Genomic DNA, 18,540 nt, shown 5'->3' with positions numbered 1-18,540 from the left:
TGTTTGTAACTGAACTCGCCTTTTTCGACTTGGTCGACCACGGCCAATTTAAAAGCGAGGGAATAATCCCGTTGAGTTCGTTTGGTTGTTGATTTCATTACACTCTCCAAATAAAGATTGAAAAGTGTCAACGCTATTTAGGACGGGTCACTCAAAAATAAAAAGGCCTTACAGTGTAAGGCCTTTTTATTGATATATCGCAGTTACTTAGTGGTTACGATCTACAGAGATTTTTGCCAGTGAGATCAATGCGGCTTTGAAGTCACTGTCGGGTAATACCGCAAGCGCTGCAATGGCCTTGTTTGACTCTTCAATGGCTTTTTGCTGAGTGTAGGTGAGCGCGCCGCAGTGATGCAGGGCGGCAACGATTTTCTCAATCGCATGGGTGCCATCGCCTTGCTCAATCGCTTGGCGGATAAGCTGCTGCTCTTCTTCTGTGCCGTGGGCAATGGCGTAGATCAGCGGTAAGGTAGGTTTACCTTCAGCAAGGTCATCACCAATATTCTTGCCTAACTCTTCACTATCGGCGGTGTAGTCGAGCAAATCGTCCGTCAATTGGAAGGCTGTGCCTAAATATTTACCATAGTCGCCTAATGCGGCTTCTTGCTCGGGTGTTGCTCCTGCTAACACGGCAGCAAGTAAGGTGGCCGCTTCGAATAGCTTGGCAGTCTTACAGTAAATGACCCGCATATAGCTTTCTTCTGAGGTATTAGGATCATTGCAATTCATCAGTTGCAATACTTCGCCCTCAGCCAATACGTTGGTGGTATCGGCTAATACACGCAGTACGCGCATGCTGTCGAGCTCGGTCATCATTTGGAATGAGCGGGTATAAAGGAAGTCCCCCACTAATACACTGGCGCTATTACCAAAGAGCGCATTCGCCGTTTCGCGGCCACGTCTGAGGGTCGATTCATCGACCACATCATCATGGAGTAGCGATGCGGTATGAATAAATTCTATAATCGCAGCCAGCTTGAGATGGGCTTCACCTTCGTAGTCTACAGCGCGTGCCGCGAGTACGGACAGTAAAGGACGAAGACGTTTACCACCACCATTAATAATGTAGAAACCTAGCTGGTTAATCAGGGCGACATCTGACTCCAACTGTTTATATATCAGCTGATTGACTGCTTGCATATCAGTGTCAGCCAGTTGACGAATAGCGTTTAAATCCATAATAGACTCTGGTTGTGGGGCCATTACGTACCCGGCCTCTATTTTAGGCTCACGTGTTATATAGAATGAATTTTACCTAAAATTCCGACATATGACAGCACTAGCACTACTAATGTGCGAGTTATTCCGGCCTTTTTTTATTCTTTCCTAATTAGGGCTTGCCAGAAATAGATTCTTCGCGTAAACTCCGCGCCCATTGTCAATAAAGTTTTTGTAGCGCCCTGCCTCCCCAAAGTGCGAGCCAGCGTGTTAGGAATATCGGAGTAAAATAGCTATGTACGCTGTTTTTCAAAGTGGTGGTAAACAACACCGTGTAGCCCCAGGCCACACAGTTCGTTTAGAAAAATTAGAAGTTGCAACTGGTTCAACCGTTGAATTTGATCAAGTTTTATTGATCGCTGACGGTGAAACTGTGCACGTTGGTGCTCCTTTAGTAGCTGGCGGTAAAGTCGTTGCTGAAGTAGTAAGTCACGGTCGTGGCGAGAAAGTAACTATCGTTAAGTTCCGTCGTCGTAAGCACCACGACAAGAAAATGGGCCACCGTCAGTGGTTCACTGAAGTTAAAATTACTGCTATCAACGCATAATAGGAGTCTAACTCATGGCACATAAAAAAGCTGGCGGTTCTACTCGTAACGGCCGCGATTCAGAAAGTAAACGTCTAGGTGTTAAGCGCTTTGGCGGTGAATCAGTTCTAGCTGGTAACATTATCGTTCGTCAACGTGGTACTAAATTCCACGCTGGTGTAAACGTGGGTATTGGTCGTGACCATACTCTGTTTGCTCTGACCGACGGTAAAGTGAAATTCGAAGTTAAAGGTCCTAATAACCGCAAGTTTATTAGCATCGAAGCTTAATTTTCGAACCTAGCTTATACTGTTAAAGCCCCGCCATTGGTGGGGCTTTCTGTTTTTTATGCTTCTATTTACACTGCATCAATGGTGAATTTGGTAAATTATTACCGGATTGAGGGTGTTGGCAGGTAAGATTGGGAGCAAAGTATCTCGAGTTTTTTGGCGGCCGATGAAGTTAGACGGTATAATTCCTTCATTCAGCGATGCCAGGAGTAAGTATGAAGTTTGTCGATGAGGCAGTAATTAGGGTCGAAGCGGGCGACGGCGGTAGCGGTTGTGTCAGTTTCAGACGCGAAAAATATGTACCTGATGGTGGTCCTGATGGTGGTGATGGTGGTGACGGCGGCAGTGTGTATCTGCAGGCCGATGAAAACTTCAACACCTTAATCGAATTTCGTTTCGAGCGTTTTCACATGGCTGAGCGCGGTGAAAATGGTCGTGGTCGAGACTGTACTGGTCACAGCGGTAAAGATCTGATCTTAAAAGTCCCGGTGGGAACCCGTGCAATTGACCATGATACTGAGGAAGTGCTCGGTGATTTGACCTCCCATGGCCAAAAACTCTTAGTGGCTAAGGGGGGGTTCCATGGTTTAGGTAATACTCGTTTTAAGAGCAGTACCAACCGTGCACCACGACAAAAGACCTTAGGTACACCCGGTGAAGTCCGTAGCTTGAAGCTTGAGCTATTACTGCTCGCCGATGTGGGCTTGCTCGGTATGCCCAATGCGGGTAAATCGACCTTTATTCGTGCCGTGTCCCGTGCAACCCCTAAAGTTGCCGATTATCCCTTCACGACGTTGGTCCCTAACTTAGGTGTGGTGAATCCGCGTCCTGGCCAGAGTTTTGTGATTGCCGATATTCCTGGGTTGATCGAAGGTGCAGCCGAAGGTGCGGGTTTAGGTATTCGCTTCTTAAAGCATCTTGAGCGTTGCCGTATTTTACTGCATATCATTGATATTGAGCCTATCGATGGAACCGATCCGGTTGAATCGGCGCGTGCCATTGTGGGTGAGCTTGAAAAATATTCCCCTAAATTGGCGAGTAAACCACGTTGGTTGGTCTTTAACAAAACCGATCTGCTGCTCGAAGAAGAGCTGCAAGAGAAGGTTGAGCGCATCGTTAAGGAACTAGAATGGGAAGGGGATGTGTATACTATCTCTGCCTATAACCGCGAAGGTACCAAAGAGCTAGCCTTGAAGTTGCTGGATTATATTATGAGTCTTCCACCAGAAGACACTGAAGTTAATCCAGAGGATGAAGTCGAGTTCAAGTGGGATAATTATCATCAAGCCAATCTTGATTCCATTAATGAAGATTATGATGATGATTTCGACGATGACTTTGATGATGACGACTACGATGTAGAAGTGATCTACCAAAGATAATACTCATGTCTTAGTTTTGAGAACTTCGTGTACGCTGATACTCAAAATGATATTACTCGACAGGTTGTGCGCGTAGCACAACTGTTACTGGCCTACGGTGCAGAATCTGATTTAGTTGAAGAAATCAGTCAGCGCCTAGGTCAGGCTTTAGGTCTAGCCAGCGTTGAGCTTTCTATTTCCTCAAATTCCCTCGTATTGACCAGTTTGGTTCACGGTCGTTGCATCACAACAACCCGTCGTATTCGTGAGCATGGCATTAATATGACCATAGTCTGTGAATTACAACGCATCTGCTTATTGGTCGAAAAGGGCTTATATGGACCGAATGAAGTCCGTAAGCGTCTTGCTCGTATTGAGCCTAGAACCTATCCTCCATCGCTTGTCATACCTATGATAGGTTTATCATGTGCGAGCTTTTGTCACCTATTTGGCGGTGATATAGCGGCAAGTGTGATTACTTTTTTTGCCTCGGCAGTCGGGATGACGGTTCGTTTAGCGATTGCTAAACGTCACTTTAACTTACTAGTTAATTTTGCTGTCACGGCTTTTGTGATCAGCTTAATTGCCCAAACTGGGTATCTGTTTTCCCTAAGCGAAACTCCGCAGTCCGCAATGGCGGCCAGTGTGCTAATGTTAGTGCCCGGTTTTCCGATGATTAATGCGATTTCGGATATGGTGAAAGGGCATATGAACGTAGGCATCTCCCGCTGGGGGCACGCGACCTTGTTGACGGTTTCATCTGTGATTGGCATTACTATTGCGATGCAACTTGGCGGTATTTTTCTATGATGGAATTGTTGACGATACTGCTCCATGACGCTTTCTTTTCAGCCATTCCGGCCGTTGGTTTCGCCATGGTATTTAATGTACCCAAGCGTTTCTTACCCTACTGTGCCTTAGCTGGGGCGATAGGCCATAGCTCGCGTACCTTAATGCTGCAATTTGGTCTTCCCATCGAGTGGGCAACATTTGCGGCTGCGGCGCTCGTGGGCACTATCACTATCGGATTTGCCAAGCGTCACTTAGCGCCACCTTTGATGTACGCTGTGGCAGCCATTATTCCCATGATCCCTGGGACCTATGCCTTTAATACTGTGATTGCCTTAGTGCAGTTGACGGCCCAGTCGCAGGTGAGTCAAGAGTTGACGGGACAAGTGATCAGTAATGGTTTAAAAACCGTCTTCATCTTGGGTGCTTTATCGGTCGGCCTCGCGTTGCCAAGTTTGCTGTATTTTAGGACTCGTCCCGTTATTCAATAATTCTAATATCCCCACAACACAGGAGTGAGCATGCGCATTGCTATGATAGCCGCGATGGCAAACAATCGAGTCATTGGAAAAAACAATAAAATGCCATGGCATCTTCCAGAAGATTTACGCCACTTTAAAGCTATGACCTTAGGCAAACCCGTGGTGATGGGACGCAAAACCTTTGAATCCATAGGTAGACCGCTTCCTGGACGACACAATATTGTGATTTCGCGTCAAATCGATCTCGTTATTGAGGGGGTCACCTGTGTGACGTCCTTCGATGCAGCAAAGCAAGCCGCGGGTGATTGTGAAGAATTAGTGGTGATCGGCGGTGGACAGCTCTACGCCGAATTATTGCCCCAGGCTGATATTCTCTACTTAACCCAAATTGATTTAGAGGTTGAAGGCGATACCTATTTCCCTGAATGGAGTGTGGATAATTGGCAGGAAACGGAATCCTTGTCTAGTATAAATGCCGATGGGCTGGAATATCGCTTTATCAATTTGGCAAAAAATGTTAAATTACCTGCTCTGTTGTGTACCCTGTGCGTATGGATTGTCAATGTGTCTAAGGTATTAGATGATGTTGGGTATTGAGTGTTGGCCAAACTGAAATAACTGAATTGGGTTATCGAGGTTTATCGCCAAACGCTAACATCAAAGAGGCTAATATCCGTTAGATATCTATACAGACCATACTGAATTGATAACAAAATTATAAGAAAGTATTTAAGGAGTATCGGATGCGTCTTATGCCTGTAGCCTTGGCTGCACTCATCGGTTTTAGCTATGTTTCTGTTCCTGCAACGGCAGAAGCTGCCGAAGCAGATCCCTTAGTTGCCAGTATCTGCGACTATGTAAAAGCGAATGATAAGAACCGTTTACGTAAAAAATTAAAAGAAAGCCGCGTTAAATTACGTCAGATTTATAGCGGTATCAGCTGTGATGGTCAAAGCCTATTGCGTACTGCCTATGGCGCGAATGCCAACGATGCTGGTGAGTTTGTGGCGAAGCGTTTATCGGTTACTGAACTGAGTGTTCCCGAAGCGGACGGTATGACTATTCAAGCATGGGCAGAGGGTAATGGCCATGGTGCTAGCCCAATCACAGCGGCAATTAAAGAACGTTTAGGCGCAGCTGCGGGTGGCGAAGAAGAATAATCGCAATCTTAGTGAATAAACAAGCCATCAATAGATTTACCCTTTTATTGGCCTGTTAAGGCCCATCCCAATTAAATGCCGAATATATATTCGGCATTTTTATGCCTGAAACATACAAAGCGGATCTTGTGTTCGAGTGGATAAAAAATGAAGGGCCGCATTGCGGCCCTTCATTGACATAGTGCTTAAATCTAGACTCTAAACTCGCCAACGGAAGCTTGCAGTTCTTCGGCTAATTTAGCTACCTGATGACTCGACTGAGCCGTTTGGTCGGCACCTATGGCTGTTTCTTCGGAGATTGCTGCAATATGTTCCAGTTTCTCAGATACCTGTTGACTCACTAGGTTTTGTTCCTGCGCGGCATGGGCAATATGGGTTCCCGAATCATAGGCCTTATGCACCGATTGGCTGATAGTTTCCAAGGCTAAGTTGGCCTGCTCGGTTTTTTCCACACAGGCGTTTGCTTGGGCACGTCCCATATCCATGGCTGCTACGGCTTGCTCTGCCCCTTGTTGTAGCACTTCAATCATTTGCTGGATTTCACGGGTGGAAACTTGGGTGCGAGAAGCAAGACTTCGTACTTCATCCGCTACCACGGCGAAGCCTCGTCCTTGTTCACCGGCCCGCGCCGCTTCAATCGCAGCATTCAGTGCTAGCAGGTTGGTTTGCTCGGCAATACCGCGAATAACATCGAGAATCGAGCCTATTGAGGCACTGTCGGATTGTACTTTGTTGATCACTAGGCCCGCTTTTGATACTTCATCGGCTAAGGCCAAGATAGTGCGTTTGTTCTCTTCGGCGATGGCGCGCATATGCTGGGTTTCTTGATCGGCTTGTTTTATCTGCTCCAGCGCCTGATCGGCACTCAGTGAAACCTGTTGTGCACTCGAGCTTAGCTCGGTTGTTGCCGTAGCGACTTGATCAACTTGGCTCTTTTGTTCCTGGATGCCAGAGGTGGTTTGCGCTGTGATGGCTGAGGTTTGCTCCGCGGCGGCAGCCAGTTGGTTCGAGCGATCTAGAATGCCAATAATCAACCCTCGTAGACTATCCACAAGGCGGTTGCAGTTTTTAGCGAGCTCAGCAAATTCATCGTGGCCCGAGTCATCTAGCTTATGGGTTAAATTACCGGAGGCGAGGACATTAAGGGCATTATTCACTTGATTTAGTGAGCGTTTTAATGGACTAACGACGGCGATACTGATGATAATAGCTGCCACTATCGCAATCAGTACGACTATGATGGTTCTAAAACTTGCCGAGTCAATTTTCGCTATGGTTTCTTGGCTCATATTGGCCGCAACTGACTCGATGTTATTGCTGACATCTTCCATATTGCGGTTGATGGTTTTCACATCCTTTTCAATAATAGTCAGTTGATTGTTCGATGTTTGAGTGTGTTTTAATTGGCTTGATTTCAGTAACAACATCGAGTTTGGCCCTTCGAAGAGGGCTAGCACTTTACCTATATCCTCATTAATGGATTTTAAGGTATCTGCATCAATGATGTCCTGTGCATGGCGATTGACATAGTCGAGTCTATTTTTAGTTTCGCCTAGGGTGTAATCGAGTTCTTTTGAGATCAGTTCATGCTTACTCATTTCATCGTTGCTGACTAAATCGGCAATTGTGGTAATAAGGTTGCCAAGACTGGTGTCTATCGCGCTTGCCGATGCCGCAAGGCTCTGGGCATCCGGATTTTGGCTGGTTTCAAGATCGATCACATCGAGGAGAACCGAGGAGGCATCATCTGCGGCATTCTCGAGTTTTTTCTTCAAGCCAACTAATTGTTCTTGCTTGCTCAGTGCTGCTTCGCGTTCAGTAAACATCGCGAGGCTATCGCGTTCGAAGGCGGAGAAGCTGTCACTCAGTTGAGAGATTAGAGAAGGTAAATTTGTTTGGCTTTTGACTAATTGAGTGAGATTAACGATCTCGCTCTTGAATTGGCTGCTATGTTCATCTAATACCCGACGAATATCGGGAATATTAGCCGCTTTGGGGGCGTGATAGGCGATAAGAACCTGACGTTGTTGCTCACTCAAACTCTCGGTGAGATGGTTAGTGGCCTTAAGTGCTGGCAAGCTTAATTCTTGCATCATGGCCGAACTATCTTTGAGGCTTATATTCGTTAGATAGGAGGTAAATCCTAACAACACAAGTAAAAGCGTAACAATGCTAAACCCGCCAATAACTCTGGTGGCTACATTAACTTTCATAGGATACTCCGGTTATTATTATATTTTTCCAAATGAAAAGATTATAAAATTCAGGACTTAGGCGCACAGTCGTTTATCGACCATAGTCGACTTTAGTTTAACTCTTTTTAACCTTTTTTGGGTAATTTTTTGGTCTTTTTCAAGATGCCATAGAGTAAGGTATTCACCCCAGCAGCATCCAGTATCTAACGCTTTTAATTGGGGATCGTCGACTTTCCCCATTAAGGCAGCCCAATGGCCAAAGACTAATGTGTGACTTTGACGTAGCGGTGATGTAAATTCAAACCAAGGGCGTAACTGTGGGTTAGTGCAATCCTCGGGCGGTTGTTTACAGTCAAAGTCTAAGTGGCCATCGACATAGAGATAGCGCATGCGAGTCAAGGCATTGATACAAAAACGTAGGCGATTGATGCCGATGGCGCTCGGCTCCCAGCGTTCTGCGGTGTCAGTGTACATTTGGCTAATAAGAGCGTCGAGATAGTCGCTCTGTTTGAGGGCTTGACTCACCAATAAGGATTCTTGCCTTAGTACTTCTAATGACCACTGCGGCGGGACTCCTGCGTGGGTCATTATCACCTTATGTTCAGGCAATTCACGCATTAACGGCTGTTGCCTGAGCCAGTCGATCAAACCAGAAATATCGGGCGCGTTTAATAGGGGGGTGAGATTATCGCTGGGTTTATCCCGCTTGAGTCTGCCATGGAGGGCGAGTAAATGCAGATCGTGGTTACCGAGAACGCTTTTGCCCGCATCGCCTAAGGATTGAAAAAAACGCAGTGTTGCTAATGAGTCTGGACCTCGGGCGACCAGATCTCCCACAGCCCAAAGTTCATCTCGGGATGGATTAAAGTCGACTTTAGCGAGTAATCTCTGTAATTCGACGAAACAGCCTTGAATATCACCAACAAAATAATGGGCCACAATATCCTTTCTACAGCTAAATCAATGTAACAGGCCAGGAGTTGCTAAACGGAAGGGGTTAATGATCGCTTGAAAGCGCTCCCCTGATTCGCTGACCATACCATAAGTGCCGTGCATGATGCCAAGGGGGGTATCGAGTACAGTGCCGCTAGTATATTGATAAGCAGTATTCGGGGGGATTGTCGGTGTTTCACCCACAACACCCACGCCTTGAACTTCACTGGTATTACCATTGGCATCGGTGATGATCCAATGGCGGGTTTCAAGCTTTGCCGCTTGATCGCCGAGGTTAATAATGGTGATGGTGTAACTGAAGAGGTATTTCTCATCCTCGGGGGAGGATTGCTGTTCAATGTACTCAGTTTTGACTTCGACCCGAATAGAGGTATCCAATGCGCTCATTTTCATTCCTGCAATGATGTTGGGCACGATTGAGTGCCCAACATTCTTAGCCTAATTAAGCTTTTTTATCACATACCATGTTCGCCATTGCCACATATTGCTCGACGCTGATTTGCTCCGGTCGCTGGCTTTGATCGATTCCTAATTGCTCAAATTCGGCATCACTCAGCATATGTTTGAGGTTATTGCGCAATGTCTTGCGGCGCATATTAAATGCAGTAGTGCAAAGCTGACGCAGCACGTTCACATCTTTACATGGGAAAGGCTTTTCTGCATAGGGTAAGAGCCGTACAACCGCAGAGTCCACCTTAGGGGCTGGCGTAAAGCTGTGGGGCGGTACTTCCAGTACAGGCACCACTTGGCAGAAGTACTGCGCCATAACAGTTAAACGGCCATAGGCTTTGCAACCTGGGCTTGCCGATAAGCGTAGGACGACTTCCTTTTGCAGCATAAAGTGCATGGTTTCAATCTGCTCGGCAAATTCGAACAGGTGGAACATCAGTGGTGTTGAGATGTTATAGGGTAAGTTACCAAAAACTTTGAGTTTTTTACCAGGAACGCTGAGCTGACTAAAGTCAAATTGCAGGGCGTCGCCTTGGTGAATAGTCAACTTATCCTTAAGAACCGGATGTTGGTGCAAACGTTCAACCAGATCGCGGTCTAATTCCACTACGGTTAAATTATCGACTGCGAGTGCGACGGGTTCAGTTAGGGCGCCAAGGCCTGGGCCGATTTCCACCATCACATGGTCATTATCGGGGGCAATAGCGCCCACAATGCGGTTAATCACATTGCCGTCGGTTAAGAAGTTTTGTCCAAAACGCTTTCTGGCCGTGTGGCCTAAATGTACTTTGTTGCTCATTAATAATGTAATCGTTTAGTTTTTTGAGGATAACTCAATGGCTTTATTCAGAGCACAGACAAAACTACCGATATCGGCCTTGCCTGTACCCGCGAGATCGAGCGCCGTACCATGGTCAACCGAGGTACGAATATAAGGTAAACCTAAGGTGATGTTTACCGATTTGCCAAATCCCTGTGACTTGAGAACGGGTAAGCCTTGGTCATGGTACATGGCCAAGACGACATCGGCGTCCTGTAGATATTTGGGTTGGAATAGGGTATCGGCCGGTAATGGGCCGACAATATTCATTTGATGCTCTTCCCTTAACTCATTCAATGCAGGAATGATCACATCGATTTCTTCCCGCCCTAAATGCCCGTCTTCACCCGCATGGGGATTTAAACCACAGACATAGATTTTAGGTGAGGTAATGCCAAATTTACTGATAAGGTCGGCATGTAAAATCTTGATGATATGGTGCAACCTTTGGCGTGTAATCGCCTTTGCCACATAGGCCAGCGGAATATGGGTGGTGACTAGCGCGACTTGTAATCCAGGTGTTGCTAGCATCATTACCACATCGGGGCAATTTGCTTGGTGAGCAAAAAACTCCGTATGACCGCTAAAGGAAATGCCTGCCTGATTAATAATCCCTTTATGTACCGGGCCCGTGACAACGGCATCAAACTCGCCGCTCATGTTTTTTTCACCGGCATAACGGAGGGTTTCAACTACATAGGCACTGTTCTGCTCATCGAGTTGGCCACATACGGCTTCGCTGACTAATTTGAATGGCGCTATGGTTAAGGTGCCAGCCACTTGAGGTCTTGGCGCTTGATCTGGCTGATAGGGACGAAAAGCCACTTGTAGACCGAGTCGTTTCGCACGACTTGCCAATAATTCGGGATCCGCACAAACGACTAACTCAGCGGGCCAAGCCTGCTGAGCCAGTTGTACGACTAAATCGGGGCCGATACCTGCAGGTTCACCTGGGGTAACGGCAATACGTTTAGTGGTCAATTCTACTTAACCTCGGTTGGTCTCAGGCGCAAAGATTTCAATGTATGCGTCAGAACGCATTTCGTCTAGCCAGTTTTGCAGTTCTTCATTAAATTTGCGACGGAAGATCAATTGGTGCGCACGGTTACTGTTGAACTGATCCGTCGCATCTGTTTTTCTGCGCTCTTCTAACTGAGTGATATGCCAGCCGTGGGTGGTACGGAAGGGTTCACTGATCTGATCTGTGCTTAAGCTATTCAGAGTTTGCGCAAATTCAGGCACATAAATGCTTGGCTCTGCCCAGCCCAGTTCGCCACCTTTGGTTGCAGAACCGGGATCTTCTGAGTATTGGCGTGCTAAGTCTTCAAACTTGGCTTCGCCTGAGCGGATTTGTTTTAGGAACTGCTCCAACATGGCTTTAGCACGGTCTTCAGACAGGATCGGGGATGGCTTGAGCAGAATGTGGCGAGCCCTGACTTCCTCAATCTCTTTTGTTTGCAAGCCTCGAGCATCCATAATTTTGATGATATGGAAACCTGCGCCACTCTTGATTGGGCCAATAATGTCGCCGGTTTTTGCACCATTGATGACTTCAGCGAAAAGTGTTGGCATTTCGTTGATATTCATATAATCCCAAATACCGCCCTCCAGAGCCTTAGGGCCAGAGGAAGATGCGATAGCGGTACGGCGGAAATCTTCACCACCCTTTAAACGCTCCAAGACGATGTTGGCACGTTTGCTTGAGGCTTCCAGTTGTTCACTGGTTGGATCGCTTGGCACGTCAATCAGGATGTGACCGATTTGGTATTCAACATCCTTCATACCTTGCTCTTGGATAAGTTTGACTAGGCTGGTAATTTCCTGTGGTGAAACTTGAATGCGACGTTGTACTTGAATGCGTTGAATTTCACCTAGGGTGATTTCCTCCCGCAGTTGCTCACGGTATTGGCTAAAGCTTAAGCCTTCACCTTCGATCTTCTGCTGCATCTGTGCCACGGACATTTTTTGCTCACGGGCAATGTTTTCAATGGCTTGGTCTAATTGCAGATCACCAATATGCAGACCGATACGATCCGCCATTTGCAACTGTAGGCGGGTTAAGATCAATCGCTCAATAACTTGGGTACGCAAAGCGTTGTCGGATGGTAGCGACTGGTTTGCCGCTTTGGCATTGGCTTTAACTGTGTCGATCATGTTAGTGATTTCACTTTCGAGCACAATACCGTCATTAATTTGGACCGCGACACGGTCGAGTTGCTGGGGTGCGGCCAATGTAGGTTGGCTGATGGCGAGTGCAAATAAAGCAAAAATCAGATGTTTACTGGGTTTCATCCACAAAATCCTTGGCACATTCTAAGGTCAGGTTCGACGGCTTATTTAAGTTAACTTTACCATTTATATCGAAATTACAGCGAGTTGCCTAAGTGTTATTTTGCTGGCGACTCAAGAAAGAGAGCGACATCGGCGGTTGAACTCGGCCTTGTTCCCTAAATTGCTAGGGTGTCGCACTGCTTCCATTAACCTGTTTGGACTCTCTGTCCTTGTTGAGGTTCAGCAATCTATCACAATTCTTTGCTAATTCCTCAGATAAAGCGGTTTTCTGTAGTTAAATAGGCCGTCATTGAGCATATCTGTTACGCCTAACGGGCCAGAACCACCGAGTCCTTTGATGACTAAATTCAGGTAGACACCGCTTTCAAATTGCTCACGCTCATCGATAACGGCAGAGCCGATATTGTCATCGTAATTGGTTTTAATCCGGTAGTGGTAGCTTAGGCGAAGAGCATAGCAGCACGACTCGTATTGGAAGCCTGTATAAGTTTCGACACTGCGGCTTTCGTTGAGATCATAATACCAGTTACCGACAAAATAGAGATTGTCGCTAATTGGCCAAGCACCGCGAAAACCCGCTTGGGAAATATTCACTAAATCATTGGTGTTTGAGTTTAATAAATCGGGCACATAACGATAACTCAGTTGCAGTAACTTATTGGCCTCAGGGCGGAAGTCTAAGGTGACTTCGGTCTTCTTATTCTCGCTGGTATTGGTATCGTACTGGATGGCTGCACCTAAGTACCAGTCACTGCTCAGACGGGTATCTAACTCGGCGGCTAGTACGGATGTCGATTGATTTTGTTCGAAAATATTATCTTCGTAACCTAGCTTACTGTCCTGAAGATAAAAAATTTGCCCTAGACTGAATTTAGTCGCCTCTTGGTTATGATCGTCAAATAGGCGAGTCGTCACACCTAGGGTGACTTGGTTAGCATCGGCAATGCGGTCAAGGCCGGAGAAGCGACGATCACGGAACAGACCAAAGTAGTCGTCCTGCAATTGGGCTGTATCATAAATACCAATGCCACGCTGATCTTCATAACCCACATAAAGATATTGGAACTGTGGTTCGAGGGTTTGACGGTAGTTTTGATCAAACAGTGCCGTATAGCGTTCGAAGTTGATCTGGCCGTTAATTCGCAGCTGTGGAATAGTGCGGCTGACTGATTCATCTAATTCTTCGGTCGAATCGTTATTCTGCTGCCAATAATTTGTTTGCATCAGTTTCACTTGGCTAGTGAACGAACCTGAGGGGCCATGGATGGGCAGCGTTACGCTGGGGGCCATGTGCATACGTGTCGCCGTGTTGACGTCGCTATCCTGATGGGAAAAGTTAGTCAGTTCTGAGTTAAAGCCAAAGTCGAGATTATTCCAGAAGTTGGCGGCTCGGTAATTAAAATTCACCTGAGGCATGACTTGGTAAGGCTTTTCATCTTCGCCGAGGACTTTAATATCTTGTACTCGGGTGCTGAGATCCCAGTTATGCTCAAAGTAACTTACCTCACCAATACGGGATAATTGGTTGTCTGTTGCACGGTTCACATCAGACTTTAAGTCATTGAAGTAGTTGTTATCTGAGACTTCAGTAAAGTTGGCTTGTACCCGCCAGTTTTTGTCTATTGCACCTTGATGCTGCCAGTTATACAAATAGCGATTTGGGCTGCCACTGATAAGTTTATCGCTGCCGAGATATTCTAAGTTCACTCGGCCGTTCTGGGCTTCACCTGTGAGATAACGAAACTCGGTTTTTGTAAATAAACCCCTGTTTGTCATATAGTTAGGTGTAAATGTTAAATCATACTCTGGGGCGATATTCCAATAATAGGGAGTGGAAACCTCAAAGCCATTGGTGGTGCTAGTGCTAAAGCTTGGGTAAAGGAAGCCCGACTTACGCTTATCGGATACTGGCACTGTCATGTAGGGAATATAAAATACGGGAACGCCGCCGACCCTCAGCTTTGCATTCCAAATCTCACCCCATTCTTCCTCGCTATTAATCTTGATTTTCTCGGCTTCGAGCAACCAAGACACATTGTCCGGTGGACAGGTAGTGAAGTTAGTGTTGGTGAGGATCAAATTGTTATTCATGGTAATTTGCAGTTTTTCGGCATCGCCGTGAACCTGCTGACCATGGAGCCAATACTGGGCACTCTTCAGTGTTGCTCTATTGCTGCGCATTTGCGCCTGTAATGACTCCGCGGTAACGGTGAAGTTACTGTCTTGGAATACTAAATTGCCATTGGCATCAAATTGTTCGGTGGCTTGATCGAGAATCGCTTCATCGGCGGCAATGTGCCTGTCGCCTTGGCTAAATACAACATCACCCGTAAAAATCGCCTGCTTACCCATTTCAGCCTCGGACCGGTCGGAAATAATCCTAATTTTATCTAGGTCAGCCGCGTCTATCCCAGGTTGAGATACGATTCGGGGTACTGGCGGTTCGATTATGCATTGGGACGCTATTGCGGTTGGAGATTCGTCTGCCAGGACTAATTGCGGTAACAGGCTCAGGGCCAGAAGGTAACGGATCTGCATCTTAGGTAATGGTTATGATTTCTTAGTCTGGACAAGTATTGACGGGGAAAGTTGCAATATACAAGTGCAACATCGCTAAATAAATCTCTCAATTTCTTAGCTGTTTCCAAATTATATGCCAGCTATAATAAAGCAATTTTTCTTTAAGAGCCATGAAATGACTTTATCCGATCCGAGATTTATTTCCCTTAACCTGTGGCTGAACCGTTATTTTTCCTCCGATGTGATCCCTGTATTGATTTCAGGTGACGCCAGTTTTAGACGTTACTTTCGGATTACCACTGCGGATGCGAGCTACATTGCCGCCGATTCACCTCCACAGCTTGTGCCTATCACCCCCTTTATTGTCCTCTCTAATAGCTATGCGAGTGCGGGACTGACAGTGCCAAAAGTGATTGCTTCGGATGTCGAACAAGGTTTTATGTTACTGAGCGATCTCGGTGATACCCAACTGTTATCTGTGTTAACTCCGTTGAATGTCGGCGATTATTATCGCCGTGCCTTGGCATTATTACCTAACATCGCCGCAGTGGTTAGCAGCACAAACCCAGATACGGGTATGTCTCAGGCCCTACCGCTATACGATGAGGACTTTGTCCGCCGTGAATTAGGTATTTTTACCGAGTGGTTGTTAGGGCGGCATTTGCAGCTTGAACTCAGTGGGAGCGAACAGGATTTACTTAGCCAAAGCTTTGATATCTTGGTGGATAGTGCCCTGTCTCAACCTAAGGTGGGAATGCACCGTGATTTTCACAGTCGTAACCTTATGCTGCAAAATGATCAGCTGTGTGTGATCGATTTCCAAGATGCGGTTATCGGCCCTGTGACCTACGATGCCGTGTCTCTGCTTCGGGATTGTTATGTCCGTTGGCCGCAGGCAATGGTTGCGGACTTAATGGCACAACATTATCGACAAGCCTTAGAACACGAATTTATCCCCCAGGATATTAGCTTAGAACAGTATCAGCGTTGGTTTGACTTGATGGGGCTACAGCGTCATATCAAGGCTGCGGGGATTTTTGCCCGTTTACATTACCGAGATAACAAACCCGCCTATATGGCCGATATTCCGTTGACCTTAGCTTACATTGTCGATATCGCACAGGCTTATACCGAATTAGCACCGCTGGCGACATGGCTGCAGGCTCGGGTATTGCCCGCATTCACTGCCACAAGGGACGAAGGGGATAATCGATGAAAGCCATGATCCTTGCGGCGGGAAGAGGTGAACGCTTAAGGCCGTTGACCGATACTGTGCCTAAACCTTTAGTGCCGGTATTAGGTAAGCCCCTCATTATTTATCATATTGAAAAGCTTGCGGCTTTAGGTATTGTCGATATAGTGATCAATCATGCTTGGCTAGGGCATAAACTCGTTGAAACCCTAGGTGATGGCGGTGCCTTTGGGGTGAATATCCGTTACAGCGCCGAAGAAACGGCACTGGAAACCGGGGGTGGGATCAAGCGAGCATTGCCCCTGTTGTGTGAAGGTGAAAGTGATGCTCCTTTTCTCGTGATCAATGGCGATGTATTTATCGACGCTTTGCCACCATTATCGCCACTGGCAGAAGGTGCCCTAGCTCATCTTTGGCTGGTGCCTAATCCTGAGCAGCACCCTAATGGGGATTTTGCGTTAGTGGACAATCGAGTGCATGAGTTAGGTGGCACAAAGTACACTTTCTCAGGGATGGGAATTTACCATCCTAAGTTATTCAACGACATGCCAGAAGGGGCGTTTGCCCTAGCTCCGTTGCTGAGAACGCAAATGTCTCAGGGGCGAGTCAGCGGTGCCATGTTTAAGGGGCTTTGGTGTGATGTCGGTACGCTTTCACGCCTGCAAGCCCTCGAATCCCGACTGCAAAATAACGGGTAAATTTGGCGGCTAGCCTAGTCCAGTATATTGGGTAGATACATTGTTAAAATCAGGAAATAAGATGCGGCTTTGGGGTAAGTTTTTTGGCTTTGTGATTGGTTTTATGTTCGGTCGGATCTTTGGCGCCTTGTTAGGTCTATGGCTTGGGCATCTTTATGATAAACGTGCCAGTGGCGGTGGGAGTTTCAAACAAATTCTTGGACAGGCGAAAAATCGCCAGAGTATTTTCTTCAATACCACCTTTGCGGTGATGGGCCATGTCGCTAAGGCATCTGGGCATATTACAGAAACCGATATTCGGATTGCGACGCTGTTAATGGATCAATTGCGCCTTACTGGCGATGCCCGTAAGGAAGCTCAGCAGGCTTTTCGACAGGGGAAGGCAAGCGATTTTGACTTGCGCAGCAGCCTACAGGCATTTCGTGCCGTGACCATGGGGCGCAAAGAGCTGGTACAGATGTTTATTGAGATCCAGATCCAAACTGCACTGTCCGATGGTGAGCTTGATCCCGCGGAGCAAGCTATCCTAATGACGGTGGCCCAAGAGTTAGGTTATGGTCGTGAACAGTTGGATGAGTTACTCAAGCGTTGGCAGGCTGAGTATCGTTTCCATCAGACCTCAAACGGTAATAAAACCTCAATTACCGACGCCTATAACTTACTGGGGATCACCTCAGATGCGAGCGATCAAGAGGTGAAGCGGGCCTATCGCAAGTTGATGAATGAACACCATCCCGATAAGCTGATCGCTAAGGGGTTACCGCCCGAGATGATGGAAATTGCCAACCGTAAGGCGCAGGATATTCAAGCTGCGTACGACAGGGTGAAATCGGAGCGCGGCATGCGCTAACGCTTCGGTTAGCGTTGTCGACGCAAGGAATCATAATACACATAAGGGATTAAGATGAAATACGCTAACCGATGGTTTGTTATTGCAGGTTTATTGCCCCTCAGTCTTGCCTTACCTGCCCATGCTGAGCCAGAGCTGTTTGTTGCCCCCTACGGTGGTTATAGCTTTGGCGGCAGCTCGTTCGATATCAATCAACTCGATAACGACAATGTAGAAACGGGTAATAAAAAGAGTGTGGGAGTGGAAGAGGCGAGCCATTACGGCCTAATGTTAGGGATTGGCACTAATGATCCCGGCAATATTTACCTGCTCTACAGTCGCCAATCCTCCGAGCTGAAAAGTGGCGGCATGTTTACCCCCGATTTAGTCACCTCATTAGATGTGGACTATATCCACCTTGGCGGTACCTTATTCTTCCCCAATGGCGATTTTCAGCCCTATATTACCGCCAGTGCCGGGGTAACCCGTATGATGCCCGATGATTGGTCAACGGAAACCCGTTTCTCCATGGGCATTGGTGGCGGCGCCGAATATCGTATGACGCAGAACTTCGCGCTATTTGCAGATCTTCGCGGCTACGCCACCTTTATTGACAGTGATACCTCACTTTTTTGTAATGAAAACGAATGTCTATGGCACGTCACCTCGGATGTGATGTGGCAGGTGCAAGCCAATCTTGGGGTCAAACTCAGTTTTTAATTTGTCTGTGTGATTGGCAAGGTGTAAACGCAGTTAAGAGGTAA

The 18,540-nt window shown here is 46.8% G+C and carries 18 protein-coding genes and 1 pseudogene; 11 read left to right on the top strand and 8 right to left on the bottom strand.

What is annotated here, in order from left to right:
- Positions 1 to 207: 207 nt before the first annotated feature.
- Positions 208 to 1,179 (bottom strand): octaprenyl diphosphate synthase, encoded by a 972-nt coding sequence (gene ispB, locus SOHN41_RS14515; protein ID WP_037459263.1) that lies wholly within the window; start codon positions 1,177 to 1,179, stop codon positions 208 to 210.
- A gap of 274 nt (positions 1,180 to 1,453) precedes the next feature.
- On the opposite strand from ispB, the gene rplU reads away from it, so the two are divergent.
- From rplU to SOHN41_RS14480, 7 genes and pseudogenes are all read left to right on the top strand, one after another.
- A complete protein-coding gene (rplU, locus tag SOHN41_RS14510; RefSeq protein WP_007650348.1) occupies positions 1,454 to 1,765 on the top strand; it encodes a 50S ribosomal protein L21 in 312 nt (103 codons plus the stop codon).
- A 14-nt stretch (positions 1,766 to 1,779) separates the two neighbouring features.
- Positions 1,780 to 2,034, top strand: a complete 255-nt coding sequence (rpmA, locus tag SOHN41_RS14505) for a 50S ribosomal protein L27 (RefSeq protein ID WP_007650346.1) — start codon at positions 1,780 to 1,782, stop codon at positions 2,032 to 2,034.
- Between the two features lie 215 nt (positions 2,035 to 2,249).
- Complete coding sequence (gene cgtA, locus SOHN41_RS14500) at positions 2,250 to 3,416, top strand: Obg family GTPase CgtA (protein WP_007650341.1); 1,167 nt, start codon at positions 2,250 to 2,252, stop codon at positions 3,414 to 3,416.
- 27 nt (positions 3,417 to 3,443) lie between these two features.
- Positions 3,444 to 4,205, top strand: coding sequence for a threonine/serine exporter family protein (locus SOHN41_RS14495; protein WP_007650339.1), 762 nt, complete (start codon positions 3,444 to 3,446; stop codon positions 4,203 to 4,205).
- Complete coding sequence (locus tag SOHN41_RS14490; RefSeq protein WP_007650333.1) at positions 4,202 to 4,675, top strand: threonine/serine exporter family protein; 474 nt, start codon at positions 4,202 to 4,204, stop codon at positions 4,673 to 4,675. The genes SOHN41_RS14495 and SOHN41_RS14490 overlap by 4 nt, the downstream gene beginning before the upstream one ends.
- Before the next feature lie 30 nt (positions 4,676 to 4,705).
- Positions 4,706 to 5,179: pseudogene (gene folA / locus SOHN41_RS14485) on the top strand (type 3 dihydrofolate reductase); the annotation flags it as partial.
- A 230-nt stretch (positions 5,180 to 5,409) separates the two neighbouring features.
- Positions 5,410 to 5,826 carry a DUF3718 domain-containing protein gene (locus SOHN41_RS14480; protein WP_007650329.1) on the top strand — a complete coding sequence of 139 codons (417 nt, stop codon included), beginning with the start codon at positions 5,410 to 5,412 and terminating at the stop codon, positions 5,824 to 5,826.
- A gap of 191 nt (positions 5,827 to 6,017) precedes the next feature.
- Here the strand turns inward: SOHN41_RS14480 and SOHN41_RS14475 are convergent, their stop codons facing one another.
- The 7 genes from SOHN41_RS14475 to lptD all read right to left on the bottom strand — a co-directional run bounded on the left by SOHN41_RS14475 (position 6,018) and on the right by lptD (position 15,075).
- On the bottom strand, positions 6,018 to 8,039 hold the full coding sequence (locus SOHN41_RS14475; RefSeq protein WP_037459253.1) for a methyl-accepting chemotaxis protein: 2,022 nt from the start codon (positions 8,037 to 8,039) through the stop codon (positions 6,018 to 6,020).
- A 57-nt stretch (positions 8,040 to 8,096) separates the two neighbouring features.
- The gene (locus tag SOHN41_RS14470) at positions 8,097 to 8,960 is read right to left on the bottom strand and encodes a symmetrical bis(5'-nucleosyl)-tetraphosphatase (RefSeq protein ID WP_007650325.1); all 864 of its coding nucleotides are present in this window, start codon (positions 8,958 to 8,960) and stop codon (positions 8,097 to 8,099) included.
- Between the two features lie 21 nt (positions 8,961 to 8,981).
- The gene (gene apaG, locus SOHN41_RS14465) at positions 8,982 to 9,362 is read right to left on the bottom strand and encodes a Co2+/Mg2+ efflux protein ApaG (protein ID WP_007650323.1); all 381 of its coding nucleotides are present in this window, start codon (positions 9,360 to 9,362) and stop codon (positions 8,982 to 8,984) included.
- A gap of 55 nt (positions 9,363 to 9,417) precedes the next feature.
- A complete protein-coding gene (rsmA, locus tag SOHN41_RS14460) occupies positions 9,418 to 10,224 on the bottom strand; it encodes a 16S rRNA (adenine(1518)-N(6)/adenine(1519)-N(6))-dimethyltransferase RsmA (RefSeq protein ID WP_007650321.1) in 807 nt (268 codons plus the stop codon).
- A gap of 15 nt (positions 10,225 to 10,239) precedes the next feature.
- Positions 10,240 to 11,226: a 4-hydroxythreonine-4-phosphate dehydrogenase PdxA gene (pdxA, locus tag SOHN41_RS14455; protein WP_007650320.1), complete on the bottom strand. Its 987-nt coding sequence runs from the start codon at positions 11,224 to 11,226 to the stop codon at positions 10,240 to 10,242.
- A gap of 6 nt (positions 11,227 to 11,232) precedes the next feature.
- On the bottom strand, positions 11,233 to 12,537 hold the full coding sequence (gene surA, locus SOHN41_RS14450; RefSeq protein ID WP_007650319.1) for a peptidylprolyl isomerase SurA: 1,305 nt from the start codon (positions 12,535 to 12,537) through the stop codon (positions 11,233 to 11,235).
- Between the two features lie 243 nt (positions 12,538 to 12,780).
- The gene (lptD, locus tag SOHN41_RS14445; protein WP_037459250.1) at positions 12,781 to 15,075 is read right to left on the bottom strand and encodes an LPS assembly protein LptD; all 2,295 of its coding nucleotides are present in this window, start codon (positions 15,073 to 15,075) and stop codon (positions 12,781 to 12,783) included.
- Between the two features lie 115 nt (positions 15,076 to 15,190).
- Between lptD and SOHN41_RS14440 the strand changes: the two genes are divergently transcribed.
- The 4 genes from SOHN41_RS14440 to SOHN41_RS14425 all read left to right on the top strand — a co-directional run bounded on the left by SOHN41_RS14440 (position 15,191) and on the right by SOHN41_RS14425 (position 18,496).
- The gene (locus tag SOHN41_RS14440; protein WP_037459249.1) at positions 15,191 to 16,273 is read left to right on the top strand and encodes an aminoglycoside phosphotransferase family protein; all 1,083 of its coding nucleotides are present in this window, start codon (positions 15,191 to 15,193) and stop codon (positions 16,271 to 16,273) included.
- On the top strand, positions 16,270 to 16,947 hold the full coding sequence (gene murU, locus SOHN41_RS14435; RefSeq protein WP_007650314.1) for an N-acetylmuramate alpha-1-phosphate uridylyltransferase MurU: 678 nt from the start codon (positions 16,270 to 16,272) through the stop codon (positions 16,945 to 16,947). Before SOHN41_RS14440 ends, murU begins: the two co-directional genes overlap by 4 nt.
- 61 nt (positions 16,948 to 17,008) lie before the next feature.
- Complete coding sequence (gene djlA / locus SOHN41_RS14430) at positions 17,009 to 17,797, top strand: co-chaperone DjlA (RefSeq protein ID WP_007650313.1); 789 nt, start codon at positions 17,009 to 17,011, stop codon at positions 17,795 to 17,797.
- Positions 17,798 to 17,851: 54 nt separating this feature from the next.
- Positions 17,852 to 18,496 carry an outer membrane beta-barrel protein gene (locus SOHN41_RS14425; RefSeq protein ID WP_007650312.1) on the top strand — a complete coding sequence of 215 codons (645 nt, stop codon included), beginning with the start codon at positions 17,852 to 17,854 and terminating at the stop codon, positions 18,494 to 18,496.
- The last annotated feature ends 44 nt before the right edge of the window (positions 18,497 to 18,540 follow it).

The organism is Shewanella sp. HN-41, assembly GCF_000217915.1.
GTDB lineage: Bacteria > Pseudomonadota > Gammaproteobacteria > Enterobacterales > Shewanellaceae > Shewanella.
Note: the sequence above shows the minus strand (reverse complement) of the source record. Positions and strands in the feature narration are given on the sequence as shown.